Annotated in this window: 28 protein-coding genes and 1 tRNA gene; 17 read left to right on the top strand and 12 right to left on the bottom strand. The window is 61.3% G+C overall.

Going from position 1 to position 24,907, the window contains the following annotated elements; translation table 11 throughout:
- Positions 1-139: 139 nt before the first annotated feature.
- The 8 genes from JMY24_RS01420 to JMY24_RS01385 all read left to right on the top strand — a co-directional run bounded on the left by JMY24_RS01420 (position 140) and on the right by JMY24_RS01385 (position 7,752).
- Complete coding sequence (locus tag JMY24_RS01420) at positions 140-718, top strand: hypothetical protein (RefSeq protein WP_128595677.1); 579 nt, start codon at positions 140-142, stop codon at positions 716-718.
- Positions 719-856: 138 nt separating this feature from the next.
- A complete protein-coding gene (gene hemL / locus JMY24_RS01415; protein WP_128595678.1) occupies positions 857-2,140 on the top strand; it encodes a glutamate-1-semialdehyde 2,1-aminomutase in 1,284 nt (427 codons plus the stop codon).
- A 51-nt stretch (positions 2,141-2,191) separates the two neighbouring features.
- Positions 2,192-3,349 carry a bifunctional diaminohydroxyphosphoribosylaminopyrimidine deaminase/5-amino-6-(5-phosphoribosylamino)uracil reductase RibD gene (ribD, locus tag JMY24_RS01410; RefSeq protein WP_201701319.1) on the top strand — a complete coding sequence of 386 codons (1,158 nt, stop codon included), beginning with the start codon at positions 2,192-2,194 and terminating at the stop codon, positions 3,347-3,349.
- 15 nt (positions 3,350-3,364) lie between these two features.
- Positions 3,365-3,979, top strand: coding sequence for a riboflavin synthase (locus tag JMY24_RS01405; RefSeq protein WP_128595682.1), 615 nt, complete (start codon positions 3,365-3,367; stop codon positions 3,977-3,979).
- A gap of 255 nt (positions 3,980-4,234) precedes the next feature.
- On the top strand, positions 4,235-5,371 hold the full coding sequence (ribBA, locus tag JMY24_RS01400) for a bifunctional 3,4-dihydroxy-2-butanone-4-phosphate synthase/GTP cyclohydrolase II (protein WP_201701318.1): 1,137 nt from the start codon (positions 4,235-4,237) through the stop codon (positions 5,369-5,371).
- A 51-nt stretch (positions 5,372-5,422) separates the two neighbouring features.
- On the top strand, positions 5,423-5,926 hold the full coding sequence (ribH, locus tag JMY24_RS01395) for a 6,7-dimethyl-8-ribityllumazine synthase (RefSeq protein WP_020069066.1): 504 nt from the start codon (positions 5,423-5,425) through the stop codon (positions 5,924-5,926).
- Entirely contained in the window at positions 5,923-6,357 is a 435-nt protein-coding gene (nusB, locus tag JMY24_RS01390; RefSeq protein WP_128585888.1) for a transcription antitermination factor NusB, read from the top strand. Before ribH ends, nusB begins: the two co-directional genes overlap by 4 nt.
- A gap of 195 nt (positions 6,358-6,552) precedes the next feature.
- A complete protein-coding gene (locus tag JMY24_RS01385) occupies positions 6,553-7,752 on the top strand; it encodes a pyridoxal phosphate-dependent aminotransferase (RefSeq protein WP_128595683.1) in 1,200 nt (399 codons plus the stop codon).
- A 206-nt stretch (positions 7,753-7,958) separates the two neighbouring features.
- Here JMY24_RS01385 and JMY24_RS01380 read toward each other — a convergent pair whose 3' ends face one another.
- On the bottom strand, positions 7,959-9,164 hold the full coding sequence (locus JMY24_RS01380) for a lytic transglycosylase domain-containing protein (RefSeq protein WP_201701317.1): 1,206 nt from the start codon (positions 9,162-9,164) through the stop codon (positions 7,959-7,961).
- Positions 9,165-9,769: 605 nt separating this feature from the next.
- Here JMY24_RS01380 and JMY24_RS01375 point away from each other — a divergent pair.
- Positions 9,770-11,338: a UbiD family decarboxylase gene (locus tag JMY24_RS01375; protein ID WP_201701316.1), complete on the top strand. Its 1,569-nt coding sequence runs from the start codon at positions 9,770-9,772 to the stop codon at positions 11,336-11,338.
- A gap of 49 nt (positions 11,339-11,387) precedes the next feature.
- Complete coding sequence (locus tag JMY24_RS01370) at positions 11,388-12,083, top strand: LysE family translocator (protein ID WP_128595687.1); 696 nt, start codon at positions 11,388-11,390, stop codon at positions 12,081-12,083.
- Positions 12,084-12,157: 74 nt separating this feature from the next.
- Here the strand turns inward: JMY24_RS01370 and JMY24_RS01365 are convergent, their stop codons facing one another.
- From JMY24_RS01365 to JMY24_RS01355, 3 genes are all read right to left on the bottom strand, one after another.
- Positions 12,158-13,123 carry a threo-3-hydroxy-L-aspartate ammonia-lyase gene (locus JMY24_RS01365; RefSeq protein WP_128595694.1) on the bottom strand — a complete coding sequence of 322 codons (966 nt, stop codon included), beginning with the start codon at positions 13,121-13,123 and terminating at the stop codon, positions 12,158-12,160.
- 194 nt (positions 13,124-13,317) lie between these two features.
- Positions 13,318-13,635, bottom strand: a complete 318-nt coding sequence (locus tag JMY24_RS01360; RefSeq protein WP_128595688.1) for a hypothetical protein — start codon at positions 13,633-13,635, stop codon at positions 13,318-13,320.
- Between the two features lie 369 nt (positions 13,636-14,004).
- Positions 14,005-14,166 carry a hypothetical protein gene (locus JMY24_RS01355; RefSeq protein ID WP_164701921.1) on the bottom strand — a complete coding sequence of 54 codons (162 nt, stop codon included), beginning with the start codon at positions 14,164-14,166 and terminating at the stop codon, positions 14,005-14,007.
- 246 nt (positions 14,167-14,412) lie between these two features.
- Here JMY24_RS01355 and JMY24_RS01350 point away from each other — a divergent pair, with 246 nt between their 5' ends.
- From JMY24_RS01350 to JMY24_RS01330, 5 genes are all read left to right on the top strand, one after another.
- Positions 14,413-15,342, top strand: a complete 930-nt coding sequence (locus JMY24_RS01350; RefSeq protein WP_128595689.1) for a Rossmann-like and DUF2520 domain-containing protein — start codon at positions 14,413-14,415, stop codon at positions 15,340-15,342.
- A 77-nt stretch (positions 15,343-15,419) separates the two neighbouring features.
- Positions 15,420-15,740 carry an EthD family reductase gene (locus JMY24_RS01345; protein ID WP_020069078.1) on the top strand — a complete coding sequence of 107 codons (321 nt, stop codon included), beginning with the start codon at positions 15,420-15,422 and terminating at the stop codon, positions 15,738-15,740.
- 222 nt (positions 15,741-15,962) lie between these two features.
- Positions 15,963-16,526: a YggT family protein gene (locus JMY24_RS01340; RefSeq protein ID WP_128585893.1), complete on the top strand. Its 564-nt coding sequence runs from the start codon at positions 15,963-15,965 to the stop codon at positions 16,524-16,526.
- Between the two features lie 735 nt (positions 16,527-17,261).
- A complete protein-coding gene (locus JMY24_RS01335) occupies positions 17,262-18,032 on the top strand; it encodes a hypothetical protein (protein ID WP_128595690.1) in 771 nt (256 codons plus the stop codon).
- A 32-nt stretch (positions 18,033-18,064) separates the two neighbouring features.
- The gene (locus tag JMY24_RS01330; RefSeq protein WP_128595691.1) at positions 18,065-18,487 is read left to right on the top strand and encodes a hypothetical protein; all 423 of its coding nucleotides are present in this window, start codon (positions 18,065-18,067) and stop codon (positions 18,485-18,487) included.
- Positions 18,488-18,808: 321 nt separating this feature from the next.
- Here JMY24_RS01330 and JMY24_RS01325 read toward each other — a convergent pair whose 3' ends face one another.
- The 4 genes from JMY24_RS01325 to JMY24_RS39215 all read right to left on the bottom strand — a co-directional run bounded on the left by JMY24_RS01325 (position 18,809) and on the right by JMY24_RS39215 (position 20,999).
- On the bottom strand, positions 18,809-19,840 hold the full coding sequence (locus JMY24_RS01325) for a reverse transcriptase family protein (RefSeq protein ID WP_128595692.1): 1,032 nt from the start codon (positions 19,838-19,840) through the stop codon (positions 18,809-18,811).
- Positions 19,818-20,114, bottom strand: a complete 297-nt coding sequence (locus JMY24_RS01320) for a helix-turn-helix domain-containing protein (protein WP_267929613.1) — start codon at positions 20,112-20,114, stop codon at positions 19,818-19,820. The genes JMY24_RS01325 and JMY24_RS01320 overlap by 23 nt, the downstream gene beginning before the upstream one ends.
- A 47-nt stretch (positions 20,115-20,161) precedes the next feature.
- A complete protein-coding gene (locus JMY24_RS01315) occupies positions 20,162-20,404 on the bottom strand; it encodes a hypothetical protein (RefSeq protein WP_164853582.1) in 243 nt (80 codons plus the stop codon).
- 463 nt (positions 20,405-20,867) lie between these two features.
- A complete protein-coding gene (locus JMY24_RS39215) occupies positions 20,868-20,999 on the bottom strand; it encodes a hypothetical protein (protein WP_268960750.1) in 132 nt (43 codons plus the stop codon).
- 138 nt (positions 21,000-21,137) lie between these two features.
- Here JMY24_RS39215 and JMY24_RS01310 point away from each other — a divergent pair.
- Positions 21,138-21,211 (top strand) — tRNA-Gly (locus JMY24_RS01310).
- 119 nt (positions 21,212-21,330) lie between these two features.
- Here JMY24_RS01310 and JMY24_RS01305 read toward each other — a convergent pair.
- The gene (locus tag JMY24_RS01305) at positions 21,331-21,714 is read right to left on the bottom strand and encodes an aggregation-promoting factor C-terminal-like domain-containing protein (protein ID WP_128585894.1); all 384 of its coding nucleotides are present in this window, start codon (positions 21,712-21,714) and stop codon (positions 21,331-21,333) included.
- 399 nt (positions 21,715-22,113) lie between these two features.
- Between JMY24_RS01305 and trmB the strand changes: the two genes are divergently transcribed.
- On the top strand, positions 22,114-22,896 hold the full coding sequence (gene trmB / locus JMY24_RS01300) for a tRNA (guanosine(46)-N7)-methyltransferase TrmB (protein ID WP_201701315.1): 783 nt from the start codon (positions 22,114-22,116) through the stop codon (positions 22,894-22,896).
- A 102-nt stretch (positions 22,897-22,998) separates the two neighbouring features.
- Here the strand turns inward: trmB and JMY24_RS01295 are convergent, their stop codons facing one another.
- From JMY24_RS01295 to JMY24_RS01285, 3 genes are all read right to left on the bottom strand, one after another.
- Positions 22,999-23,850, bottom strand: a complete 852-nt coding sequence (locus JMY24_RS01295) for an undecaprenyl-diphosphate phosphatase (protein WP_128595695.1) — start codon at positions 23,848-23,850, stop codon at positions 22,999-23,001.
- A gap of 87 nt (positions 23,851-23,937) precedes the next feature.
- On the bottom strand, positions 23,938-24,528 hold the full coding sequence (locus tag JMY24_RS01290; RefSeq protein WP_128595696.1) for a DUF1439 domain-containing protein: 591 nt from the start codon (positions 24,526-24,528) through the stop codon (positions 23,938-23,940).
- Between the two features lie 56 nt (positions 24,529-24,584).
- The gene (locus JMY24_RS01285) at positions 24,585-24,905 is read right to left on the bottom strand and encodes a YkgJ family cysteine cluster protein (protein ID WP_128585898.1); all 321 of its coding nucleotides are present in this window, start codon (positions 24,903-24,905) and stop codon (positions 24,585-24,587) included.
- Positions 24,906-24,907: the final 2 nt, after the last annotated feature.

Below are 24,907 nucleotides of genomic sequence, written 5' to 3'. Positions count from 1 at the left end.
GCAGCGTGAGGTCGTTGCAGGCTTGCAGGGCAAGCGCGCCGCTGATCGGTTAAGCTGCCGCGTGAACCGTTCAGGCCATTCGGCGTCGCGCGAAGAAGCCAGTGGCGCGCCTCCCTCATACCTTCTGTGCGACGTTGCGATGACTGCCTTCCTGCTGATCTGGAGCCCCAAGAAATGGCCGTGGCCCGAACTGCCCGATGTGGCCAAACGCGTTGCGGCGGGCGTCGCCGTAGCCGACGTGTGGGGTTGCGGATTCGCGCGCGGCATTCTGCCCGGCGACCGCGTGTTTTTGCATCGTGTGGCCACGGAGCCGAAGGGCATCTTCGGCTCGGGCTATGTGACGCGCGCGCCGTATGAGGTCCCGGACCCGGCGACGAAGCGCGGCTACCGCCTGTGCATCGACTTCGTGTACGACTGGCTCCTCGATGCGCATGAAGACGTGGTGATCCCTCGCGACATGTTGCGCGTGCATCCATTTTCCGTGCAGACCTGGGACGCGCAGAGCTCAGGCACGGTGATCAAACCGATCGCGGAAGGCGCGCTCGAAAAACGCTGGGCCGAACTCACGGGCAAACGCAAGCCGCCCCAACTGGACGTGCCGGCTGGCCCGGCACGCTCCACCAAGACGACTGCGCACGCGGCACAATCGACTACCGGCACAGCGCCTGTGAAGTCCTCGACAAGGACGCCCGCAACGAAGCGCGCACCCCGGCGCTGAGAATGCGCCTGAAAGCCACGTCTCTCCGCAAAACCTGTTGACACCGACTCCGGTACAATTTCTCTCATCTATCCCGGCGCCGCGCGAACCGCCCGCAGGCAAGCCGCGCCGCTGCGCAACCCAATTCCAGGCATCGTCATGTCCAACAATCAAACCCTCTTCGACCGCGCGCAACGCACCATTCCTGGCGGCGTTAATTCGCCGGTCCGCGCATTCCGCTCGGTCGGCGGCACGCCGCGTTTCATCGAACGCGCACAGGGTCCTTATTTCTGGGACGCCGATGGCCAGCGCTATATCGACTACATCGGCTCGTGGGGGCCCATGATTCTCGGGCATGTGCACCCGGAAGTTCTGGAAGCGGTGCAGCGCGTGCTGGCCAACGGCTTCTCGTTCGGCGCGCCCACCGAGTCGGAAATAGAAATCGCAGAGGAAATCTGCAAGCTCGTGCCGTCGATCGAACAGGTGCGCATGGTGTCGAGCGGCACCGAAGCGACCATGAGTGCGCTGCGTCTCGCGCGCGGCTTCACGAACCGCAGCCGCATCGTCAAATTCGAGGGCTGCTACCACGGCCATGCTGACAGCCTGCTCGTCAAGGCCGGCTCGGGCCTGCTGACGTTCGGCAATCCGACATCGGCGGGCGTGCCGGTCGACATCGCAAAGCACACCACGGTTCTGGAATACAACAACGTCGCCGCGCTCGAGGAGGCGTTCAAGGCCTTCGGCAACGAAATCGCCTCGGTGATCGTCGAGCCGGTGGCGGGCAACATGAATCTGGTGCGCGCCACGCCCGAGTTTCTGCAGGCGTTGCGACGCCTGTGCACCGAATACGGCTCCGTGCTGATCTTCGACGAAGTAATGTGCGGTTTCCGCGTGGCGCTCGGCGGCGCGCAAGAGGTCTACGGCATCACGCCTGATCTGACGTGTCTTGGCAAAGTGATCGGCGGCGGCATGCCGGCGGCCGCCTTCGGCGGACGGCGCGACATCATGGCTCACCTCGCGCCGCTCGGCGGCGTCTACCAGGCGGGCACGTTGTCCGGCAATCCGGTCGCGGTCGCGGCAGGCCTGAAGACGCTGCAATTGATCCAGGCGCCGGGCTTTTACGAAACACTCGCCGCGCGCACTGCGCGTCTTGTGAAAGGTCTCGCCCAGGTCGCTCGCGAAGCCAATGTACCGTTCGCGGCCGACTCGCTCGGCGGCATGTTCGGCCTGTACTTTACCGGGTCGATTCCGACGAGCTTCGCCGAAGTAACCAGGAGCGACGTGCCGCGCTTTAACGCGTTCTTCCACAAGATGCTCGACGCGGGCGTCTACTTCGCACCGTCGGCGTATGAAGCGGGCTTTGTTTCGATTGCCCATGACGACGCGATCGTCGACGCGACTGTCGATGCCGCGCGTGGCGCGTTCGCGTCGCTGAGCACCTGAGCGTCCAGCGAAACCGCCGTCACCCTGCCACCGGACCCTATCCAGACACCGATGTTCTCGCAAACCGATTTCGTCCATATGGAACGCGCGCTTGCATTGGCCAAGCGCGGCATGTACACGACCGACCCGAATCCGCGCGTGGGTTGCGTGCTCGTCAAGAACGGCGAAGTGATCGGCGAAGGCTTCACGCAGCCGGCCGGCCAGGACCATGCTGAAATCCGCGCGATGAAAGACGCGCGTTCGCGCGGCCACGATCTGCGGGGCGCCACCGCTTATGTGACGCTCGAACCGTGCAGCCACTTCGGCCGCACGCCGCCGTGCGCAAACGCGCTGATCGAAGCGCAAGTCGCGCGCGTGGTGGCCGCGATGGAAGACCCTAATCCGCAGGTGTCCGGACGCGGTCTCGCGGTGCTGCGCGACGCCGGCATCGAAGTACGCTGCGGGCTGCTCGCCAACGAGGCGCATGAACTGAACATCGGTTTCGTGTCGCGCATGACACGCGGCCGGCCGTGGGTGCGCATGAAAGTGGCAGCCTCGCTGGATGGCCGCACCGGCTTGCCTTCCGGCATCAGCCAGTGGATCACCGGCGAGGCCGCCCGCGCCGACGGCCATGCGTGGCGCGCCCGCGCGTCGGCGGTTCTGACCGGCATCGGCACCGTGAGGGAAGACGATCCGCGCATGACGGTGCGCTCCGTCGACACGCCGCGCCAGCCGCAACGCGTGCTGATCGACAGTCAGTTGGAAGTCTCGCCACAGGCGCAGATTCTGGCCGGTGCGCCCACACTGATTTTCTGCGGCAATCTCGATCAACGGCATAGCGACCGTGCGCAAGCGCTACGCGAGCGCGGCGCCGAGATCGTCCAGCTGGCCAACGCGGCCGGCAAGGTGGATCTTCCGGCGATGCTGAAAGTGCTGGGCGAGCGCCAGGTGAACGAACTGCATGTGGAGGCCGGCTACAAGCTGAACGGCTCGCTGCTGCGCGAAGGTTGCGTGGACGAACTGCTCGTCTATCTCGCGCCGAGCCTCCTCGGCATCGACTCGATGAGCATGTTCAACCTGAGCGCGCCTGACACACTTGAAGGACGCGTCAAGCTCGCATTCCATAACGTCGAGCGGATCGGCGAAGATTTGCGGATTCTCGCGCGCCTTGTGCCAGCGGGCGTAACCGCAGCCGGAACCGACGCCACGTCCCAACCCGTTTCGTTTTGATCGAGGATTAGTACGATGTTCACAGGAATCGTCGCGGCAGTGGGCCGCATCGAGTCAGTCAAGCCTCTCGGCACGAACGGCGACGCGGGCGTGCGCCTGAACGTGCAAGCCGGCGGCCTCGATCTCGCCGACGTGCAACTCGGCGACAGCATCACCATTCAGGGCGCCTGCATGACCGTGGTCGCGAAGACCGACCATTCGTTTGAAGTGGACGTGTCGCGTGAAAGCCTGAATTGCACAGCGGGCCTTGGCGAAGTGGGCGAAGTCAACCTGGAAAAGGCACTGCGCGCGCACGACCGGCTGGGCGGCCATATCGTGTCAGGTCACGTGGACGGCCTGGGCACGGTCACCCATTTCGCGTCGGTCGGCGAATCGCACGAACTACGCGTGCTGGCGTCGCGGGAGATCGGCCGCTATCTGGCGTACAAGGGCTCTATCACTGTCAACGGCGTGAGTCTGACCGTCAACTCGGTTAAAGATCGCGACGACGGTTGCGAATTCTCGATCAATCTGATTCCGCACACAGTGGAAGTGACCGCGCTCAAGCATCTGCGCGAAGGCACGCCGGTGAATCTGGAAATCGATCTGATTGCGCGCTACGTGGAGCGAATGCTCAACGCACCGAAGTAGCCGCCAGAACCACCCACTGCACCGCCAGCAAGAGTTCGGCAACAACTCACGGCAACAACCGGAGCCCGCCGCCCACGCATGGGGCGATCGCGGCCCCTTGCCGCTTCCGGCCAGTTCATGCGTCTATCGTTTTGCCGAGCATATCAACGGCTGATGGCGCATCGCCAGTCGGCCAAACGGCATATGCCGTTCGGCGGAGGCGACTTGGGACCGTGCGTGGCGTAAAATACGCGCTTTCCCGAAAAACTCGCCAACATGACGCTCGCCTCCACTCCAGAGATCATCGCCGAACTCAAAGCCGGCCGGATGGTGATCCTCGTCGACGAAGAAGATCGCGAAAACGAGGGCGACCTCGTGCTCGCCGCCGAATTCGTCACGCCGGAAGCGATCAACTTCATGGCGCGCTACGGCCGCGGCCTGATCTGTCTCACGCTCACGCAGGAACGCTGCAAGCTGCTCAACCTGCCGCTCATGACTTACCGCAACGGCACGCAGTATGGAACCGCGTTCACCGTCAGCATCGAGGCGGCGGAAGGCGTGACGACCGGCATTTCGGCCGCCGACCGGGCCCGCACGATCGCCGCGGCGGTGGCCCCGGACGCAAAGGCGGAGCACATCGTGCAGCCGGGCCACGTGTTTCCGATCATGGCCCAGCCGGGCGGCGTGCTCGTGCGCGCCGGCCACACGGAGGCAGGCTGCGACTTCACCGCGTTGGCAGGCCTCACGCCGGCTGCGGTGATCTGCGAAGTCATCAACGACGACGGCACCATGGCGCGCCTGCCCGACCTGATGGAGTTCGCAAAAGAGCACGATCTGAAGGTCGGCACGATCGCGGATCTGATCCACTATCGCAGCCGCACGGAGTCGATCGTCGAGCGCATTTGCGAGCGCACCATGCAGACGGCGCACGGCGCTTTCCGCGCGGTCATGTATCTTGACCAGCCGAGCGGCCAGCCGCACATTGCCCTCGTGCGCGGCACGCCGAACCCGGAACAGGACACACCCGTGCGCGTGCACGAGCCCCTGTCGGTGCTCGACCTGCTCGAAGTCGGCGAATCCACTCATTCGTGGACGCTCGACGCAGCCATGAAAGAGATCGCCTCGCGCGAACTCGGCGTGATCGTGCTGCTCAATTGCGGAGACTCGAAAGAGCATCTGATCGACGTCTTCAAGGCGTTCGATTCGAAGGAAAGAGCAGACGCACTCAAGCGCCGGCCCGTCGACTTCAAGACCTACGGCATCGGCGCGCAGATTCTGCGCGAGCTGGGCGTCGGCAAAATGCAGGTGCTGTCGAACCCGCGCAAGCTGGGCAGCATGTCGGGTTACGGTCTCGAAGTCACCGGCTTCATACCCATGCCAGGCAGTGCCGCGCAGCCTCCGCACCAAGGCTGATCCGGTCATTTCACGCGCCTCGCGCTCACTCAAAAACACTACGGAATTCACATGGAAATCGGACAATACCAACCGAACCTCGACGGCGACGGACTGCGCATCGGCATCGTCCAGGCGCGTTTTAACGAACCCGTCTGCAATGGCCTCGCCGACTCGTGCATCGAAGAACTCGAACGCCTCGGCGTGACCGGCGAAGACGTGCTGCTGGTAACTGTGCCTGGCGCGCTGGAAATCCCGCTGGCGCTTCAGAAGCTTGCTGAGAGCGCGCAGTTCGACGCGCTGATCGCGCTCGGCGCGGTCATTCGCGGCGAAACGTACCATTTCGAACTGGTGTCGAACGAAAGCGGTGCGGGCATCACCCGCATCGGCCTCGACTTCGGCATTCCTGTTGCAAATGCCGTACTGACCACAGAGAACGACGAGCAAGCCGTGGCTCGCATGACCGAGAAAGGTCGTGACGCGGCGCGCGTGGCGGTCGAAATGGCGAACCTCGCGGTCGCGCTCGAACAACTCGGTGGCGACGAAGAAGAAGACGAAGAAGAGGAAGAGGCATGAAGAGCGCACGCCGACGCTCCCGCGAACTGGCCACGCAGGGGCTTTATCAGTGGCTGCTGTCGGGTTCGCCCGGCGGTGAGATCGACGCGCAACTGCGCGGCGCGCAGGGCTTCGACAAAGCGGACCATGAGCATCTGGACGCCGTTCTGCACGGTGTGATCCGCGATTCGGAGGCGCTGTCCGCCGATATCGCGCCGTGCCTCGACCGTCCGATCGAGCAGCTTTCGCCGGTCGAGCGCGCCGTCCTGCTCGTCGCCGCGTTTGAACTGAAGAATCACCTCGATATTCCTTATCGCGTGGTGATCAACGAAGCGGTGGAACTGGCCAAGACCTTTGGCGGCGCCGACGGCTACAAGTACGTGAATGGCGTGCTCGACAAGCTGGCGGCAAAGCTGCGCGTCGCGGAAATCGAAGCCGCTCGCAAGCGCTAGGCATGCGTGTGGCCGGCTCGTCAACACCGCGGCAACTCCGCGGCAACTCCGCGGCAACTCCGCGGCAACTCCGCGGCAATGCCGTCGCAATTCTGCGCGACACTGGCGCCACGGACCGCATTGCTTGTAACGACGACACCGCACGCACGAGAGACCGCGCTGTCGCGCTTTCGCTTTTGAACTGGATTTAACCGTATGAACTCCGTGACCGAACCTCTTATGCGGCTCGCCGCACGCGTCGACTCTATCCAGCCGTTCTACGTGATGGAGCTGGCGAAAGAGGCCGCGCTTCTTGAGCGCGACGGGCGCGACATCATTCACATGGGAATCGGCGAGCCCGACTTCACCGCGCCCGAACCGGTCATCGAGGCAGCAGCGAACGCGCTGCGCCGCGGCGTCACGCAATACACCAGCGCGCTCGGCCTGCACGCACTGCGCGAGGCGATTTCGGCGCACTACGCAGAGGTCTACGGCGTCAACGTGGATCCCGCCCGGATCGTGGTGACCGCGGGCGCGTCGGCAGCTTTGCTGCTGGCGTGCGCGGCATTGGTAGATCGCGACGACGAAGTGCTGATGCCCGATCCATGCTACCCGTGCAACCGCCATTTCGTGATTGCGGCCGAAGGCAAGCCGGTGATGGTGCCAAGCGGCCCTGCCGAGCGCTTCCAACTGACTGCCGCCGACGTCGAGCGGCTCTGGAACGAACGCACGCGTGGCGTGCTGCTCGCGTCGCCGTCCAACCCGACCGGCACGTCCATCGAGCCGGCGGAACTCGAACGCATTGTCAAAGCGGTGCGCTCGCGTGGCGGCTTCACGATTGTCGACGAGATCTACCAGGGCTTGAGCTACGACGCGAAGCCGGTGTCGGCCCTGTCCTATGGCGACGACGTCATCACGGTCAACAGCTTCTCGAAGTACTTCAACATGACGGGCTGGCGCCTCGGCTGGCTGGTGGTGCCGCCGGGCATGGTGAGTGCGTTTGAGAAACTGGCGCAGAATCTTTTCATCTGCGCGTCAGCCCTCGCCCAACACGCGGCGCTCGCGTGCTTCGAACCGCAAACCATCGCCACGTACGAGGCGCGCCGTCTCGAGTTCAAACGCCGCCGCGACTTTATTGCTCCGGCGCTCGAATCGTTGGGCTTCACAGTGCCCGTCATGCCCGACGGCGCGTTCTACGTCTACGCCGACTGCCGCAGCGTCGCTCATCCTGCCGCTGGCGACAGCTCGGCACTCACGAAAGCGATGCTGCACGAAGCGGGCGTCGTGCTCGTGCCAGGAATGGACTTCGGCAGCCACGCGCCGAAACAATATATCCGGCTGTCGTACGCAACCGCCTATGAGAAGCTGGAAGAGGCCGTGGAGCGTTTGGCGCGGCTTTTCGGCCGAGGGCAGTAGGAGCACGAAGCGCAGCCGGACTGGCGAGTGCCTCATGCGCTGCGAGGGTTTTGTGCCGCCAGGCACGCCCGGAACTCCCGCCGGCAAGCCGCTGCCATCGCATAGCCGCGCGGCCTCCCAAAAAGCAAAAAAGGACACCGCAAAGGTGTCCTTTTCTTGCCGTTCGCGCTCGGGTCAGGCCATCAACATGACGTTATGCGAACGACTCAGGCGCCCAGTTCCGCGGCAGACGCCACGTGTTTGGGACCATTCGCGCTGGCATCGTCCTGTTCAGAAACCGGCGTCTTGCCCGGTGCAGCAGCGCTCAACGGGTGGCTTCCTTCCAGCGTGACCTGCACCCGCTTGCCGTTGCTGTTGTTCGCAGCAGCAGTCGACGAGGACGAGGACGACGCATTGTTGTTAGATGCAGTGATAACCGGCGCCTGCGGTGCGTTGATCGGCACCTTGCGGCCGCGCGCCACGTCGCGCAGACGCGCGCGCTCGGCCATCACCTTGGCGCCGTAGCCGCCGTCGTCCTGCGACGTCGAGCCGACATACAGCCGCAGGCCGCCCGGCAGCGAACCGCCGCGCGCAATGCAATCCTTCAGAACCAGCGCGCCGACCTTGATGTTCGCGACCGGCTCCAGCGCCGCGCTCTCGCCGCCGAAATACTGGAATTTGTCCGAATGAACCTTGGACATCACCTGCATCAGGCCTTGGGCGCCCACGCCGCTCTCGGCGTACGGGTTGAAGCCGGATTCGATAGCCATCACCGACAGCAGCAGCAGCGGGTCGAGACCGACTTCGCGGCCGGTGTCGAAAGCAGCCTTTACGAGCTCGCCGACGGGCTCCTGGGCGACGCGGTAGCGACGGGCCAGGTACGACGCCACGAGCGCCTGTTCACGCGACGAAATGAGCACGCGATCGTCGCGCGCGTCGGCGGACACGCGTTGTGCAGGAATCAGCCGGGCCAACGCGGAAACGCTTTGCATGGTCCGCGGATCGAGACCGTTGAGCGCCGCGATACCCATGCCGGCCGAGCCGGAACCGTCGAACGCGCCGTCAAAGCTGGTATTGCTGACGCTCACGCCCGCGCTATTGCCGCCGCTCGCTGCGTCAGCGCTGTTCGGGTTGGAGTTCGCGGACAGTGTTTCGTCCGGCGAGTTGCGCCCCGGCGGCCCGAAAGCAGGCAGCGGGTTGCCTTGCAGCAGGCGCGCGGGGCCTGCTTGCACGGCTGCGGAAAGGACCGGCATCAGCTTGGCCGCGAGGGTGCCGCGCCACGTGGGCATCAGCCACAGCGCGATTGCCAGCACGACGGCAATGCCGCCGACAATGCTGAACAGGTGATGACTCAATTGCGTCCCGCGACGCACTGCACCGCGCACGACTTGCGCGATACGTTCGTCGGGACGCCACGATAACCAGGCGTTCATTCAGATCTCCCATGTTGCATGATCCGCGAACCCCGCCGGGAAAAAACAGGCGGTACCACACATTCGCAGAGTCAAGACATCGCGCGCTCTGTCTGGTTAGGGCAGCAGCGACGTCGGGAAAACGGTAAATACCGTTTGTGGGGAGCCTTCCTGAAAAGCGGTCCGCGGCATGCCGAAAACATGCGGGCGGCGGCTCCCACGCGAAAAACCAGCGTCAGTTGGCGCTGGCGAGGACATCGATAAGACCGACGGATACCGTGCAGGGCTTCGGTAAGCGGTGACGCGTTGCGTCAAATGGGACCGGGGGCAGTGGTAAAAGGTTCACGCCCTGCAACCAACGTGGACGGATTCTAGGGCACTGTTTTATAGATCGTCAACACTATAAACGGGCGAAAGTATAACTAATTGTAATAATGAACGGGGTTTCGACCGCTCAAACCGCCGTGCCGAGCGGTTTTTCGGCATTTTGGCGATTGCCGTTCGTCGTATGACGTTCGGCCGATCTACGTGCGCTAGCCAACGCAGGTAAAATCGACAATCGTTCTGGCGCCTCTTTCGCCGTTGCGCCTTCCTCTATCGCCGCTCGCGGCACAGAACCGCATCAGATGAAATACAAAGACCTGCGTGACTTCATCGGCCGTCTCGAGACGATTGGAGAACTGCGCCGTATCCCGCAAAAGGTATCGCCTGTCCTTGAAATGACCGAAGTGTGCGACCGCGTGCTGCGCGCCGGCGGGCCGGCTTTGCTATTTGAAAACCAGGAGCGGCATGCGTTCCCGGTGCTTGGCAACCTCTTCGGCACGCCGCGTCGCGTAGCGCTCGGCATGGGCATCAACGCTGAAGCCGGCGAAGGCGACGGCGCCGCGCTGGATTCTCTGCGCGACGTCGGCCGGCTGCTCTCGGCCTTGAAGGAGCCTGAGCCGCCAAAAGGGCTGAAGGACGCGGGCAAACTGTTCTCACTTGTGAAGGCCGTGTGGGACATGGCGCCACGAACCGTCAGCGCGCCGCCCTGCCAGGAAATCGTGTGGGAGGGCAATGACGTCGACCTGGAAAAGCTGCCTGTCCAGACCTGCTGGCCTGGCGACGCCGGCCCGTTGATCACGTGGGGCCTGACCGTCACGAGAGGCCCGAACAAGAGCCGACAAAATCTCGGCATCTATCGCCAGCAATTAATCGGACGCAACAAGCTGATCATGCGCTGGCTCGCGCATCGTGGAGGTGCGCTCGACTTCCGCGAGTTCGCGCTGAAGAATCCCGGCCAGCCGTATCCGGTCGCGGTCGTGCTGGGTGCGGATCCGGCAACCATCCTCGGCGCGGTCACGCCGGTGCCGGACACGCTCTCCGAATATCAGTTCGCCGGCTTGCTGCGCGGCGGGCGGACGGAGTTGGCCAAATGCATTACGCCGGGCGTCGACAGTTTGCAGGTGCCCGCGCGCGCGGAAATCGTGCTCGAAGGCTTTATCTATCCGCAGGAAGGCGCGCCCTCGCCCGCTCCTGCGGGCGCACCGCCGCGGCCGGCCAAGGGCGCCTCCGCCGCCTACGAGCACGCGCTGGAAGGCCCGTATGGCGACCATACCGGCTATTACAACGAACAGGAGTGGTTCCCGGTGTTCACCGTCGAGCGCATCACCATGCGCCGCGACGCGATTTACCACTCCACGTACACCGGCAAGCCGCCCGACGAGCCCGCCGTGCTCGGCGTCGCGCTCAACGAAGTGTTCGTGCCGCTTCTACAGAAGCAGTTCAGCGAGATCACAGATTTCTATCTGCCGCCCGAGGGATGCAGCTACCGCATGGCGATCGTGCAGATGAAGAAAAGCTACCCGGGCCACGCCAAGCGCGTGATGTTCGGCGTCTGGAGCTTCCTGCGACAGTTCATGTATACGAAGTTCATCGTTGTCGTGGACGAAGACGTCAACATTCGCGACTGGAAAGAAGTGATCTGGGCGATCACCACGCGCGTCGACCCGACGCGCGATACGGTGCTCGTCGATCGCACGCCTATCGACTATCTCGACTTCGCGTCGCCGGTCGCGGGACTCGGTTCGAAGATGGGACTCGACGCAACCAATAAATGGCCTGGCGAAACCGATCGCGAATGGGGCCGGCCTATCGAAATGGACGCGGCGGTGAAGCAGCGGATCGACAGCTTGTGGAACGAGCTGGGCCTGTGAGCGCGCCGAGCGCGTGACCGAATAACAAACAGATGGAGCAGTTGCGGGCATGCATGCCTTTTCGATGATGTCGGACGGGTTCTTCCTGTCTTTGTCGTTGTGTCTCGACATCGGTCTCGTGAACGTCGCGATGATTTCGCTGGCACTGTCGCACGGATTCAAGCCGGGCTTCTGGCTCGGCCTTGGCTCGTGCGTCGGCGACCTGATTTATGCGGCCCTCGCGCTAGCCGGCATGGCTGCGCTGCTGCAGTTCGAGTCGGTGCGCTGGGTCGTGTGGATCGGCGGCGCGGCCGTCCTGCTGTTTCTTACCTGGAAGATGGCGCGCGAAGCGATGTTTCCGGCCTCGGCACCGCCTGTCGCCGGCGAGGCGGACGCCAGTTCGCCGCATCTGTCGGCGTGGCGCGGCTTCCTGCGCGGGGTGTTGCTGGCGGTGTCGTCGCCTTCGGCGATTCTGTGGTTCGCCGCAGTGGGTGGCGCACTGATCGCCAAAGCCGGCGCGACGAGCGCCACCACGGCGCCGGTATTTCTCGGCGGTTTCTTTCTTGGCGGCTTGTGCTGGACGGTGTTTATCTGCGGCCTCGGCAGCCACGGCCGCAAGCGCGCCGGCACTGGTTTGCTGCGCGCGTGCCACGTGCTGTCGGCGCTGCTGTTCGCCTACTTCTCATATACCGTGATCGTGAACGGTTACCGCGATCTGATTCTGCAAACGGCAGAGGGCTCGCCGGCGACACAAAGGGCGAGCTGACAGGCAACGGCCCGCCCCATGAACTGGGCGGGCCGTCTTCCGACACATCAAGCCGGCTTCACGCCGGAAAGCGATCAGGCGAGGTACTGCGCGAGCTTCGCGAGATCGACGTTACCGCCGCTCACTACCACGCCCACGCGCTTGCCCTTCACGGGCACCGCGCCGTTCAGCACGGCCGCCGCCGCGAGGCAGCCGGTCGGTTCGACGACGATCTTCATGCGCTGGGCGAAAAAGCGCATGGTCTCGATCAACTGCTCGTCGGTGACCGTTTCGATCCGCGCAACCAGCTTGCGGATAATCGCGAACGTGTAGTCGCCTAGATGCGTCGAGGCCGCGCCATCGGCGATAGTGCGCGGCGTGTCGATATGCACGATCTCGCCGCGCGCAAGCGATTGCTGACCGTCATTGCCGGCTTGCGGCTCCACGCCGATTACCGTGCAGTCCGGGCTCAACGCCGCGGCCGACAACGCACTGCCACTAATCAGCCCGCCACCGCCCAGGCACACGAACAGCATGTCGAGCGGCCCCGTTTCGTCGATCAGTTCCTTCACCGCCGTGCCCTGCCCCGCGATCACATGGGGATGGTCGTATGGCGGAATCAGCGTCATGCCGCGCTCCTCGGCGAGCCTTCGGCCAATTTCCTCGCGGTTCTCCTTATAGCGGTCGTAGGTGATCACTTCGCCGCCATAGCCCTTGGTGGCGGCCACTTTGGCCGCGGGCGCGTCGTGCGGCATGATGATCGTCGCGCGGATGCCGGCGAGGCGCGCCGACAGCGCGATAGCCTGCGCATGGTTGCCGGACGAATAGGTCAGCACGCCCGCCTTGCGCTGCTCCGCGTCGAAATGCGAGATCGCGTTATAGGCGCCGCGAAACTTGAAGGCCCCCATCCGCTGAAAGTTCTCGCACTTGAAGAATACAGACGCACCGGTGCGCTCGTTGAACGTGCTCGAGGTCAAAACTGGGGTGCGGTGCGCGACGCCCTCGAGTCGTACGGCGGCGTCGAGTACGTCGTCGAACGTGGGAGCGGGGAGTGGGTGCATTGGCTGCATCGGCGGAGTCCTCGAGAGCGGTGGCGAAACAGCCATTCTCCCAGCTTCGCCGACGCTTTGAAACGTCGGCAACAACTCACTCGATGCTGCAAAAACAAAAAGGCGTAACCCGGCGATCAAGCCGGCGTTACGCCGTTCAGACTTTCTGTCCGCCTACAACCAGGCAGCTGTCGATCAAACAGAAATCAGCGCCGATAGTAGCCGTGGCCACCACCATAGTAACCGTGGCCATAACCACCGCCATAGTAGCCGTGGCGATAATAGGGGCGACCGTACCCGTAATACCCACCTACGACGACGGGCGGCGGCGCATAAACCACAGGCGGCGGCGCATAGACGACGGGCGGCGGCGCATAGTACACCGGCGGCGGCGCGGCATACACAGGATAAGCCGGCGCAACCGGTACCCCGATACCGATACCGACAGAGACGTGTGCCTGCGCGGTGGAGGCAAGCCCCACGCCGAGTGCGGCGGCAACGACAAACGGAACGAACTTTTTCACTTTTGTTCTCCAGGCGCGGCCGATTGAAGGTCGCCGACTTCGCATGCCATGCATGCTACAAAATGAATCTATCTAAAAAGCCCGCGCGACGCTGTTCGCATTTGTTGCAAATTGCAATACGCGAAAAGGATTTCCGCTGGAGCCCAGCAAGCAGCGTCGCCTAAGAGGCGCGCACGGCCTGAGGAATCAACGGATTGGGGCCGTCTGCGGTGCACACGCTGATGCCGCGAAGCCGCTGCGAGTTAAACGGACGCGGAGTCGGTAATCTTTAATTACAAATTAGCTTCAATGCTGACGGCGTGGAGCAACAGCCAAATAAAAAACCCGGCACGCAGGCCGGGTTTTTCTCAAATGCAAAGCGGGTGTCGGTCAGCCGACCTTCACATACGCAAATTCGCGTGAGACGTTGGGTGGCACGTAGGCGGCGCTGATTCGCACGCGCGGGCTCAGACGCTTCTTCTGATCCCACCAGCGACGCCGCTGCGCGTGGGTCAAGAACCGCAAGTGCTTCCGGTAAGAAAAAATGTTCATCGTAGCCTCCCCGAATCCGATTGCGAAATTTCGAAGCCAAGTACCCAAAGACAGCCACGGCCGATCGGCCATGGGGAAATTGTGAGCAGTTTTCAAGCCCGTAGGGCGCGCGCGGCGCCATGACCAACAGCTGGCGTCATATCGCCGGCAAACTCATCTGACAACCGATGCATAAGCCGCGCCGTGCGCCGGCCGATGCGCGATACTGCTGCTTCCCCTTTCACGCCCCGTCTGGAGCACGTCGACATGTCCCAGTCCCCTCTGCCGCGCCTTGGCTTTATCGGCGCGGGCCGCCTCGCGCGATGCCTCGCGCTGGGTTTCTCCCGCGCAGGCTATCCGGTAACGGCAGTGGCGAGCCGCTCGCCGGCTTCCGCTAATCGGCTCGCCAGTCAAATTCCCCAATGCATGGCGCTCGACGATCCGCAGCAAGTCGTCGACAGCGCCGATGTTGTCTTTTTAGCCGTTCCTGACGACAGCATCGGTACGTCAGCGCACACACTCCGTTTCGCCGCCGACGCTGCCCATGGCAAGGCGCTCGTGCATTGCAGCGGCGCGTCGCCGGTCGAGTTGCTGGCGAGCGCGCGGGACCAGGGCGCGGCGATCGGCGGCTTTCACCCGCTCTACCTTTTCAGCGGCGAGCTGGCCGACCTCGACCGAATCGCCGGCTGTTCGGTGACGATCGAGGCCGACGGCAACCTGAAAGACACGCTGACGGCATTGGCCGTCGCGCTAGGCTGCCATCCGTTGTCGATCCCGCCGGGCGGCCGCATGCTGTACCACGGCGCCGCGCACTATGCGGCGAGTTTTGCGCTGTGCAGCCTTGCCGAATGCGTCGCATTGTGGCGCACGCTCGGTTTCGCCGAGGACGAAGCGCTGCGCGCCCTCTTGCCGATGCTCGCGGGCACCATTCAGACCGCTCGCGACAAGGGCCTGCCCAACGCGCTCGCCGGGCCGGTCTCGCGCGGCGACACGGGTGTCGTGCAGAAGCAGTTGGCGTTGCTGGAAACCCTGGGCGGCGATCACGCCGCGTTGTATGGTTTGCTGTCACGGCGCGCAGTCGCGCTGGCGCAACGCCGCGCCGCGCCGCCTGCGGCAATCGCCGCAATCGCCGACGCGGTGGAAGATTCGTTGAGCCGATCGCTGAATCAGGCGGCAGCAGGTGCAAGCGTCAAGTAAGCCGTGATAATGTGACGTCCGGCGCCGCGCGCAATCCGCCGGCGCCCCGCTTCGGGACCAACAGACGAGAACGCACAATGATCAAGGTCAGCATCCTCTATCCGTACCGGGAAAACGGCCACTTCGACGTGGACTATTACTGCGTCACCCACATGCCGCTCGCGGCGGAACTGTTCGGCCCGTCGCTGAAGGGCTGGTCCGTCGACGTGGGCATCAACGCGGGCCCGCCGGGCACGCCGCCGCCGTATGTGGCCGCGGGCCACTTCCTCTTCGATAGCACGGACGACTTCTACAAGGTTTTCAAGCCGGCGTCCGAGCGCCTTCTGGCCGACATTCCGAATTACACCGACGGCGGCAACGGCGCCATTCTCATCAGCGAAATCAAGGTTTCCGTGTGACTGGCCGCAGTTGATGTGGATCAGGGCGGCGCAGCCAGGCGAGATGCTCTCCTCGTCCGGCGTTGAAAGTGCAAGCCTTGCACCACCCGCATCAGCCGCTTTTCAATGCATGCGGCCGCGTCGGCGGCCAATGCCACATAACTGAACCGCCGGTGCACGAGACCAAAAAGCGCCGGCGCCCATGCCGTTCCACGGCTGTCATCAGAAGCATAAGGACACAAGATGTTTGGCGATATCGCCCGTTTTCTGCTCAATACCCTCTTCACGCTCTTCGGCGCGGCGTTGCTGCTGCGCGCCTGGTTGCAGGTCGTTCGCATGCCGCCGTTCAACCCGGTCACGAACGCCGTGCTGCAAGCCACGAACTGGATCGTTCTGCCGCTGCGCCGCATTCTGCCGAGCACGCGCAACGTCGACTGGGCGAGCCTCGTCGCGGCGCTGATCGCCGCGATCGTCTATGTGGTGCTGATGGTGGTCCTCACCGGCGCCGACCCGCTCACGCTGGTGCCGACGCTGCTCATCGTCGCGGTGCTGACCGTGATCAAGTGGGCGCTGAATCTGATTATCTGGATGACGATCCTGATGGCGCTGCTGTCGTGGCTCAACCCGCGTTCGCCGGCAATGCCGATCCTGTATCAGCTGACCGCGCCGTTTCTGAATCCGCTGCGACGCGTTGTGCCGCACCTGGGGGGCATCGACCTTTCGCCGATTCTTTTGTTCGTGATCGTGCAGGTGCTGCTGATGGTGGTCACGCGCGCCGCCGTCCAGCTCACTTACTTCGTGATCTGAAGCCGACCGGAATGCCGGACGATGTAGCCGCGCACGACGCGGCTCAAGCAAAAGCAGCGGCGCAGTTTGCGCTCGCTGCCCTTTCGCGAGTAAAATAGCGCGCTCTGCGGGCGTCGTATAATGGTAATACCCTAGCTTCCCAAGCTGCAACGGCTTGAGCAAACCCACTATTCATGCGGGGTTTTGACGCGGGTTTTCAGCGGGCACCATTGAAAACCACGTGTCATGCTGGTTTGATGGCGACGCCAGTTTTCACCCCAGAACATCAAGTCGGAAGCTAATAATCTAGATGGCATCTTTCCGGCAGTCCCGTCCCACAATCAGCCTCGTATCCTAGCGTCTCCGTGCGGCCTTGAGGCGTCATTCGCCTGAATCCTCGCTCTGGCATCCAGACGTCGTTTCCACTCACGAACCGGCCATTCAGTTCGTGACTTAGGCCCTGTCCAAAGAATGCTCTTATCATAGGGAGCGATTGAGAATCGATCTCGCAAAATTATCTCGGGGTTCCACGTGAGAAAAACCTATCGAACGACAAAACGAGTTGCTCTCGCAAGTCGGCAGAACCCTGCGATCGACGGTCGGCATCAGATGCGAATAACGTTATTTCGACCTTCTGGCATTTATCCGAGAGTAAGGATAAGTAATCGCCACAGCGCGTTTTGGGCCGACGAAAATCTGGTATTCATGGTAGCTCGCTGTACAGACTGGCCGAATCATTTGCCGTACAGTGATGTTATGTGGCTCAATCCAGAAGAAATCCGCCTGCTTGGATCACTGATGATGACCGAGCGTTTTGACGGCGGCCAGCGGTGTACCTTTCGTATCCTTCCTCGATGTCATGCATATATTGACGGCAACGTTACACTGGAGGAGACTGGTACTCTCGTCCAGATCAAGAAATCATTGTTTGAAACGCAAGGACGTGCGGACTGGCGGGGGCTGCAAGATGCATGGGCCGCGATCGGAGAGACCAAGTTCCAGTGTTTTCCACGCGATTGGCTTCAAATGGAACTTCAATTTCCCTTTTGGAACAGGATTTCACTCCACAATTTGGTACTTCTTCGCGGAGTTTATGCTCTTATCAAAGCGGACATGCTTGCACTCGAATACGAGTTTCGGGAGGAAGCTACGATTAACACGTTCATTGCGTTGGACGCGTCCTTCGAACTGGTTCTCCGGCATTTGAAACAATGCGGAGTTCCTTCGCCAAGTTCTCGTGATGCAGGTAGGTGGCTTTACCGAACGTTCGATGAGCCCTTGGGTTTAAGCTACGGCGAAAACGCACGCTATTTTGAGGAATTCTACGACCAACGGATTCAGACACTGCACCCGGGCAGCCGCTTGGGCGACATGCCATTTGCGCCACTCGCGTGGGACGACTACAGCCATTTGCGAAGCGTGCTACCTGGCATACTTGGTTTTCTCTTAACCGGTCAGCACACGCCCGAGTTTTTGAAGCTTTTCCAAGAAGCCCAGAGGCGTACAGGGCAATCTTCAATCCGTTAGCTATTCAGTACTGCCTTAACGTGACTTCCGGTATGATCGCTTACCAATCCGCCAGCGCCCACTTACGCAACATCAAATTAAAGCGGCAAACTTCGGGGAGAGAGAAATGGTCGAGCTTGAGCGGTCTTTCTTTATTCTTTGAGCAGTTGTCAAGAGATCATCCGACGATTTTGCAGAACATCGAAATCGTCAATGAAAACAAGATTGGTTTGGATGAATCCTATCACCAGCCGACGCACTTCATTCTAAACCTCAACAACTTGCTACGAAGTCTACGTTTCTTCACCGAGTTCTCAAATCTTACTGATGCAATTAAACTTCAGAGATTGGTCGATATTTTCATGTCTGAGTATCGCAAGAAGAAGCTTTGCACGATTACGTCAACCAAAGAAGATTTAAATAAATTAAGCCCGAAATTGATGGCGAAAATTGACGAGATGCAGGGCACGAACTAACAACATGTAAAAGGCCTTAGCCACTCGCTTGCGTCAATGGTTTCCCGAAATAAGCGATGGGGATGTTCGTTGATCTCAGCGGCGGCTTTCGACTGTACTTGGAGCGAGCGCTTCTAAGGGATAACGGATGCGCCCGAAGTCAGAGCGAAGGCCTGCAGTGGGTTGAAATGAGACGGGCAAGCTGACAATGCAGACGCTTCACCGGAGACACCCGCTCCAAAGTGGAAATTGACTCGCGCCTGCGCAAAAAGAAAAGCTCGACCGAGACGCTGACGAATCCGCACCTCGCCGGCGAACCAGTGATCTTGGAAGGGTTGCGGATCACCACGGAGCAGTTGAAAGATCGTCAACGCTGCCGCGAATTGTCTTGTGTGGCGCGTCCTCCGCTCTAGTTACCATCGGAACTAGCAGCAATTGCTCGCGTACGGAAGCGACGCGTTGCTTCAGCGCTTGTCCTTCCGTAGAGTGAAAACGTGCAAGCATACTGACTCGACCTGTGATGGAGGGCAACAGCGCTCGCGCCTCCGAAAAAGCGCCAGCCGCGAAGGTCAGTTCGAGTTTGTGTACGGCAGCGCGAATCTGGCCTCGCTGCTGACCTGACAGGCTGGGATCGCCGTTGACGCCAAGCTTCGTCGCTGTGATGCGGCCACTTGCAGTCTGGATTTTGTGTTTCGACCGTTTTGCCGAATAGCCATGCCGCGCCAGCATTGCGTATACGACTGCGATCACTGATTGCTTGTCGATATGCGCAATGCCAGTGCTGGAAGAAACACAAACATCGTCGACGTATCGCGAGTATCGAATCCCTCGGGACGCCATCTCCGCATGCACCGCTGGTTCGACTCGCCAAAAGACCAGGTTCGCTACATGCGGACTCGTAATGGCCCCTTGTGGGAGCGCGCCATCTTTAGTGCAAAGAGCAGATAGGCACTGCGCCACGTCGGCCGAAAAACCGAAGAACTGCGACCAGACTTCCTGCACGAGATGCTGTGTGGTCGCGGGAAAGAACCCTTGTATGTCTTCGCTAATTAAGACCTTTGAATTGCGATGCAGCAGCGCGTTCGTGCGATAGTCCTGCCCTTTCACACTGCCAGTCAGGTAGGTGGGAAACCTTACCCGATCGAGAATTGCCAGCTTGATCCGCCGATGAATATCCTTCAACACTGGCTTAGCATCGAACGTTTCGCGGAAGGTACCGTCTGCTTTTTCGATCTTGTCCGCGACTCGATAAAGAGAGGAAGCTTTGGCGGCAACTGCGACGAGATGCTCGGTTGTTACACCCAGCGCTCGCGACAATGCCGCCATACTTTCTATGGGAGTAGCCGTGTACCTAGGAACCTCTAACCGGTTCATGTGTATCACTCAGTATCTCCAACGCCGCGCGGGCGAGCTGACCTGAGAGTTCTTTATCCATACCCGCAAGCTCTTCTCGGTCTGATCCCAGAAAGAACAAAATCTCCGTTGGGATGCGTAACGCTCCAGCAATGCTCTTCAAAGTGGATAGCGACGGATCCCTTTGATTGCTTTCCAACATGGAAAGGTAAGAAATCGAACAACCCGCAAGTCCAGCTAATTCAGCCTGTGACAACGACCTACGAGTCCGACACATCTTGATAGCCTGACCCATATTCATAATGCTCACCCAATCAACTGTGGGGCTTGCCGTGACTTGGCTTACTGCCAACGATCCATTAGATCCGTGACGTTAGTCACGATCCTCAAGACCATTGCGAAGATGCGAAAGACCCGGTCTTCGAGTTCTCCACGCCGAATAGCTTCGAGGCGTTCGAACTGCTGTTTCAGCAATTCGAGTACATCATCGAGTTCCGCCAGTACACCAGCATCGAGTTGGCTGTGATAGGTTTCGCGAAGCTTTTCCAGCGTTGCGATTGCTACCGCTAAAGCATCTTTCTGCATTTTGCAGCTCCTAGAACGCGGCGCCCTCGCCGCTGTCCCATTACGGCGTAGCCCAACGTTCCTCGCGGCGAATGAATCGAAAGGAGCCAACCCGATGCGCAAGCCCAACACCAGTCCCTTCGGCTAGAGGAAGTCCCATCGGTCGTCCCACAACGGAACGGCGATCCGGCTTCCTCGACGCGGCCGTACCCGACCCGCGCACCGATACCTCTCTAACCCTGGACGCTAGAGCTGCCACGTTCTTTCGAACGGGCTAACGCACAACTAATCCTTCGACGCGATAGGAAATGCCACTGCTCACCTAGGTGATACACCTAGCCTGTGAGATAAGTAGACCACGAAATATCAACCGGCGCAAGGCAAATATTCACTGTGTGTGAATATTTGTCGAGGTTTTGAGATCCACCTTCTGCCGGAACGAAAAAAAGCTCCCAAATGAGTCTTCCGTTTCCGCAACCGAACGTCACTTTTTGCCCATCGGCTCGTGCTTGTCCTTGACCATCTGGTAGTACGTGCTCGCACCAGCCTTCGTCAGCTTCACCCCGGCGATGAACTTCTCGATGATGTCTTTCCGGGTGACGTCTTTCAGCCGCAACGACAGCTTCTAGCCGGTCGCTGGCGAGCGTCGCCATCGATGCCACCACTCCGCCGTCAAGCCACGCCAGTTTCGACGCCAGCGCCCAGTCCATCCCACTGCCCAAACCCCTAAAAACCCTGTAAAATAGCGCGCTCTGCGGGCGTCGTATAATGGTAATACCCTAGCTTCCCAAGCTAGAGCCGTGGGTTCGATTCCCATCGCCCGCTCCAGATACTTTCCGGCAGTTTCGCAACCCGTTTTGCGACCCGTTCGCAACCGGTTCCAAGAAAGTATCTGCATTCACCGCGCTGAGTTTGCGTCACGCGCAGCAAAACATTCCTAACAAACGTCAAATCCACTGATTGGCTTTCCACGCCAAACGCGCGGACGCCGCATTGTGATAGCGGCCGAGAATATATCGAATCCCGCCGCGGCATTCTTCCTCTGCATTGCCAAATGACTTGACGCCATCCGGATTCAATTCATATTGCGACGGCAGCAATTGAAACAGACCACGCGCGCCGGACTTCGGATTGCGCAGATTCACCGCGCCGCCTGACTCCTGCGCCATCAGCCACAGCAGATCGTTGAATTGAGTCAGCGGCACACCTTCAGCCGACATCGCTTCCCGAAGCGCATTCCTGGAGGTAGCGGGAACACTGCTCGGCTCAATTGGGTTCCAGCCGGTTTTCGCTGCTTTTGATTCGCGGTGATTGTGTGCGTGCTTACTCATAGCGGTATTCGCGTGGATTAATCGTTGGAAAGGACTGGCTTACAGAACGATTAAATCATACAAAGACTTGCACCGTTATTAAAACGTAATGTGCGCTGTCTGCCGAGGCGGCAAAGCGCGCACCTGTCTGGACGCACCCTTTTGCGTTGTGCTACCTTACGCGCACTTGCAACGCCCGCTCCACCTTACTGCCGAGCCTTCGGCGGAAACCAAGCACGAGCCGCCTCGACGAAGGCGGCTTTTTTATAGCGACGGCTCGCCCGCGCGGCAACTGTTCGCAATCCGCTTGCCGACATGACAACCGGCGCGGGCTGAACGCGGTGTGCCGCGTCGTTGTCAGCGAGCGCGAACAAGCGCCGCGCAAGCAGCGAAGCCTTTACCCTTGTAGCAGCATCGACCATGATCCACGATCCCAACGACGCCGGCTTGCCCGACGACCTTCCCACGCCCTCCAACGAAACCGACGCTCCCTCCGCCGACAACGCAGCGCCGCACGGCGAAGGCCTGCATCGCCGCCGCATCCGCAGCTTTGTCACGCGCGCCGGCCGTGTGTCGACCGGTCAGCGCCGCGCGATGGACGAGCTCGGCCCGCGCTTCGTCGTCCCGTTCGCGCCGCAGCAGCCGGACTGGAACAGCGTATTCGGCCGTGAAGCGCCGCGCGTGCTGGAGATCGGCTTCGGCATGGGCGCGACCACTGCGGAAATCGCCGCGCACCGTCCCGCTGACGATTTTCTCGGCGTCGAAGTGCACGAACCGGGTGTCGGCGCATTGTTGAAGTTGATGGGCGAGCAGGCGCTGACCAACATCCGCATCATTCAGCACGACGCCGTCGAGGTGCTCGAACAGATGATCGCGCCGGACAGCCTCGACGGCGTGCACATCTTTTTTCCCGACCCCTGGCACAAGGCGCGTCATCACAAGCGTCGCCTGATTCAGCCGAAGTTCGTCGCGCTGCTCGCATCGCGCCTGAAGCCCGGCGCCTATCTGCATTGCGCGACCGACTGGCAGAACTACGCCGAACAGATGCTCGAAGTGCTGAACGCCGAGCCGACGTTGCACAACACGGTCGACGGCTATGCGCCGCGCCCTGAATATCGTCCGGTGACGAAGTTCGAGCGACGCGGCCTGCGCCTCGGCCACGGAGTGTGGGATCTCGTGTTCTGCAAACGCGACGTCGCATAAAGGCAGAGACGTTTTCCGCCGAAACATCGGCCGCACAAACAAAAAGGTCCGCCAACTCGAGTGACGGACCTTTTTTCATGGCCTGCAAAAAGCGCGGGAGATCTACTCCGTCCAGCTCAGCGCGCCGCTATAGCCGACTAGCAAGATCAGCAATCCAAAGCCGATGCGATACCACGCGAACGCCGTGAAATCGTGTCCGGCGATGTAGCGAAGCAGCCAGCGCACGCACAGAAAGGCGCTGACAAACGCCGCCACGAAGCCGATCGCGAAAACGCCGAGCGCGTCGACGGACAACAGATGCCAGTCCTTGTACAACTCGTAGGCAGTCGCGCCGAACATGATCGGGATTGCGAGGAAAAACGAAAACTCCGTGGCCACGCGCCGGTCGAGTCCGAACAACATCCCGCCGATGATTGTCGAGCCCGAGCGCGACGTGCCCGGGATCAACGCGAAACATTGAGCGAGGCCGACTTTCAGCGCGTCCATTGCGCTCAGGTCGTCCACATCGGTCACGCGCGCGACCTTCGCTTGCCCGCCTTCCCTAGCTTGCGCGCGCTGGCGTGCTTCTGCCCACAAGATGACGACGCCGCCCACCACCAGCGCGAACGCCACGGGCACCGGCGAAAACAGCGCGGCCTTGATCGACTTCTCCAGCAGCAGGCCGAGCACGACCGCCGGAATGGTCGCGATGATCACGTTCAACGTAAAGCGCCGCGCTTCCGGACGGCTCGGCAGGCCCGTTACCACGCTGCCGATGCGGCGGCGAAACTCCCAGCACACCGCGAGAATCGCGCCGAGCTGAATGACGACGTCGAAGGTCTTCGCATGTTCGTCGGTGAAGTTGAGGAGACTCCCCGCGACGATCAGGTGCCCTGTGCTCGACACCGGCAAAAACTCCGTCAAGCCTTCGACGATGCCCAGAATCAACGCCTTGCAAGCCAATAACCAGTCCATCCGTGCCCCTCACCGTTATAGATTGTCGATTGTCGGAACCGGCACGACCGGCACGACGACGCACGGTCCTGCCGGCCGCGCGCAGCGTCATTTTTCGACGATTTGCACGCGTATACCGTTTGTAAGGATGGTGATTGTACCGGGTTCGTAATTAACTCCGGCAAATTGAAGTTGTTCCGGCTTGAATGTGTAGATCGGGTAATTGCTCAGCAACTGGGTGGCGAGCACGGCCGCGGCGGCGTTGATCTGTTGCGTATAAGCCTGCGCCTGGCCACTCACGCTGACGTTGTCGACGTTGGGCGATTTCAGCACGACGGATTTGCTCGCGGCGTCGTATGCGAGTTCGCTCGTCAACGTGAAGACGCCGTCGACCGGCTGCGCCATGAAGGGGCTCGCGAGGTGCGCATCGAGCTTCACCGAGACGCGGTTCGCGTCGGGCAGCAAGCCGACCACCGGATGGCTCAGCGCAACGTCGAACACTTGCGAGACGGTGCGCTGATAAGGAAACTTGCGCTGCACGGCGTCCTGCACCTGCTGCTGCGAGAACGTGTAGTGCGACGGAATGAACGGGAAGGTCGGCGTGGCGCAGGCCGCGAGCGAAACAATGCCAAGCGCGCTGGCGCCTGCCAGCGCTGCGATTAAGAAACGGCGCCTGGTCGGCGCGACAAGTCGAGTCATACACGATCTCCGATCAACCACAATTGAGGGCCTACCCCTCGGTCAAAGCACTTGCTTCATTCAACTTCCGGCCGGGTCTGCGCTTCGAGCAGCGTGAGCCATGCAAGCGCTCTTCCTCTATCCGGCCCACACATTTCCAACTGCGGCTGCAGCCCCGAGCAGCACGCCGGCCGCTCCGGCCGGCCGAAGATCGCGCATCGCAAATCTTCGCCTAGTTGAACGCAGCGCACACCCGCTGGCTTGCCGTTCGGCATGCCCGGAATCGGACTCGAAATCGACGGCGCGATGCAGCACGCGCCGCAATCGGGGCGGCACGCATGATCTGCCACATCAAACGGAGAGTCGCGTTTCGTAACGCGATCGCGCACATCACTCACTA

It is taken from the genome of Paraburkholderia kirstenboschensis, from assembly GCF_904848585.1.
Classification (GTDB): Bacteria; Pseudomonadota; Gammaproteobacteria; order Burkholderiales; family Burkholderiaceae; genus Paraburkholderia; species Paraburkholderia kirstenboschensis.
This window is presented reverse-complemented; position numbering and strand designations above follow the sequence as displayed.

What these genes read in the sequence shown, in the direction of transcription:
- JMY24_RS01420 (WP_128595677.1), top strand. Translation starts at nt 140, where the DNA reads ATGACTGCCTTCCTGCTGATCTGGAGCCCCAAGAAATGGCCGTGGCCC.
- hemL (WP_128595678.1), top strand. Translation starts at nt 857, where the DNA reads ATGTCCAACAATCAAACCCTCTTCGACCGCGCGCAACGCACCATTCCT.
- ribD (WP_201701319.1), top strand. Translation starts at nt 2,192, where the DNA reads ATGTTCTCGCAAACCGATTTCGTCCATATGGAACGCGCGCTTGCATTG.
- JMY24_RS01405 (WP_128595682.1), top strand. Translation starts at nt 3,365, where the DNA reads ATGTTCACAGGAATCGTCGCGGCAGTGGGCCGCATCGAGTCAGTCAAG.
- ribBA (WP_201701318.1), top strand. Translation starts at nt 4,235, where the DNA reads ATGACGCTCGCCTCCACTCCAGAGATCATCGCCGAACTCAAAGCCGGC.
- ribH (WP_020069066.1), top strand. Translation starts at nt 5,423, where the DNA reads ATGGAAATCGGACAATACCAACCGAACCTCGACGGCGACGGACTGCGC.
- nusB (WP_128585888.1), top strand. Translation starts at nt 5,923, where the DNA reads ATGAAGAGCGCACGCCGACGCTCCCGCGAACTGGCCACGCAGGGGCTT.
- JMY24_RS01385 (WP_128595683.1), top strand. Translation starts at nt 6,553, where the DNA reads ATGAACTCCGTGACCGAACCTCTTATGCGGCTCGCCGCACGCGTCGAC.
- JMY24_RS01380 (WP_201701317.1), bottom strand. Translation starts at nt 9,164, where the DNA reads ATGAACGCCTGGTTATCGTGGCGTCCCGACGAACGTATCGCGCAAGTC.
- JMY24_RS01375 (WP_201701316.1), top strand. Translation starts at nt 9,770, where the DNA reads ATGAAATACAAAGACCTGCGTGACTTCATCGGCCGTCTCGAGACGATT.
- JMY24_RS01370 (WP_128595687.1), top strand. Translation starts at nt 11,388, where the DNA reads ATGCATGCCTTTTCGATGATGTCGGACGGGTTCTTCCTGTCTTTGTCG.
- JMY24_RS01365 (WP_128595694.1), bottom strand. Translation starts at nt 13,123, where the DNA reads ATGCACCCACTCCCCGCTCCCACGTTCGACGACGTACTCGACGCCGCC.
- JMY24_RS01355 (WP_164701921.1), bottom strand. Translation starts at nt 14,166, where the DNA reads ATGAACATTTTTTCTTACCGGAAGCACTTGCGGTTCTTGACCCACGCG.
- JMY24_RS01350 (WP_128595689.1), top strand. Translation starts at nt 14,413, where the DNA reads ATGTCCCAGTCCCCTCTGCCGCGCCTTGGCTTTATCGGCGCGGGCCGC.
- JMY24_RS01345 (WP_020069078.1), top strand. Translation starts at nt 15,420, where the DNA reads ATGATCAAGGTCAGCATCCTCTATCCGTACCGGGAAAACGGCCACTTC.
- JMY24_RS01340 (WP_128585893.1), top strand. Translation starts at nt 15,963, where the DNA reads ATGTTTGGCGATATCGCCCGTTTTCTGCTCAATACCCTCTTCACGCTC.
- JMY24_RS01335 (WP_128595690.1), top strand. Translation starts at nt 17,262, where the DNA reads ATGTGGCTCAATCCAGAAGAAATCCGCCTGCTTGGATCACTGATGATG.
- JMY24_RS01330 (WP_128595691.1), top strand. Translation starts at nt 18,065, where the DNA reads ATGATCGCTTACCAATCCGCCAGCGCCCACTTACGCAACATCAAATTA.
- JMY24_RS01325 (WP_128595692.1), bottom strand. Translation starts at nt 19,840, where the DNA reads ATGAACCGGTTAGAGGTTCCTAGGTACACGGCTACTCCCATAGAAAGT.
- JMY24_RS01320 (WP_267929613.1), bottom strand. Translation starts at nt 20,114, where the DNA reads ATGGGTCAGGCTATCAAGATGTGTCGGACTCGTAGGTCGTTGTCACAG.
- JMY24_RS01315 (WP_164853582.1), bottom strand. Translation starts at nt 20,404, where the DNA reads ATGCAGAAAGATGCTTTAGCGGTAGCAATCGCAACGCTGGAAAAGCTT.
- JMY24_RS01305 (WP_128585894.1), bottom strand. Translation starts at nt 21,714, where the DNA reads ATGAGTAAGCACGCACACAATCACCGCGAATCAAAAGCAGCGAAAACC.
- trmB (WP_201701315.1), top strand. Translation starts at nt 22,114, where the DNA reads ATGATCCACGATCCCAACGACGCCGGCTTGCCCGACGACCTTCCCACG.
- JMY24_RS01295 (WP_128595695.1), bottom strand. Translation starts at nt 23,850, where the DNA reads ATGGACTGGTTATTGGCTTGCAAGGCGTTGATTCTGGGCATCGTCGAA.
- JMY24_RS01290 (WP_128595696.1), bottom strand. Translation starts at nt 24,528, where the DNA reads ATGACTCGACTTGTCGCGCCGACCAGGCGCCGTTTCTTAATCGCAGCG.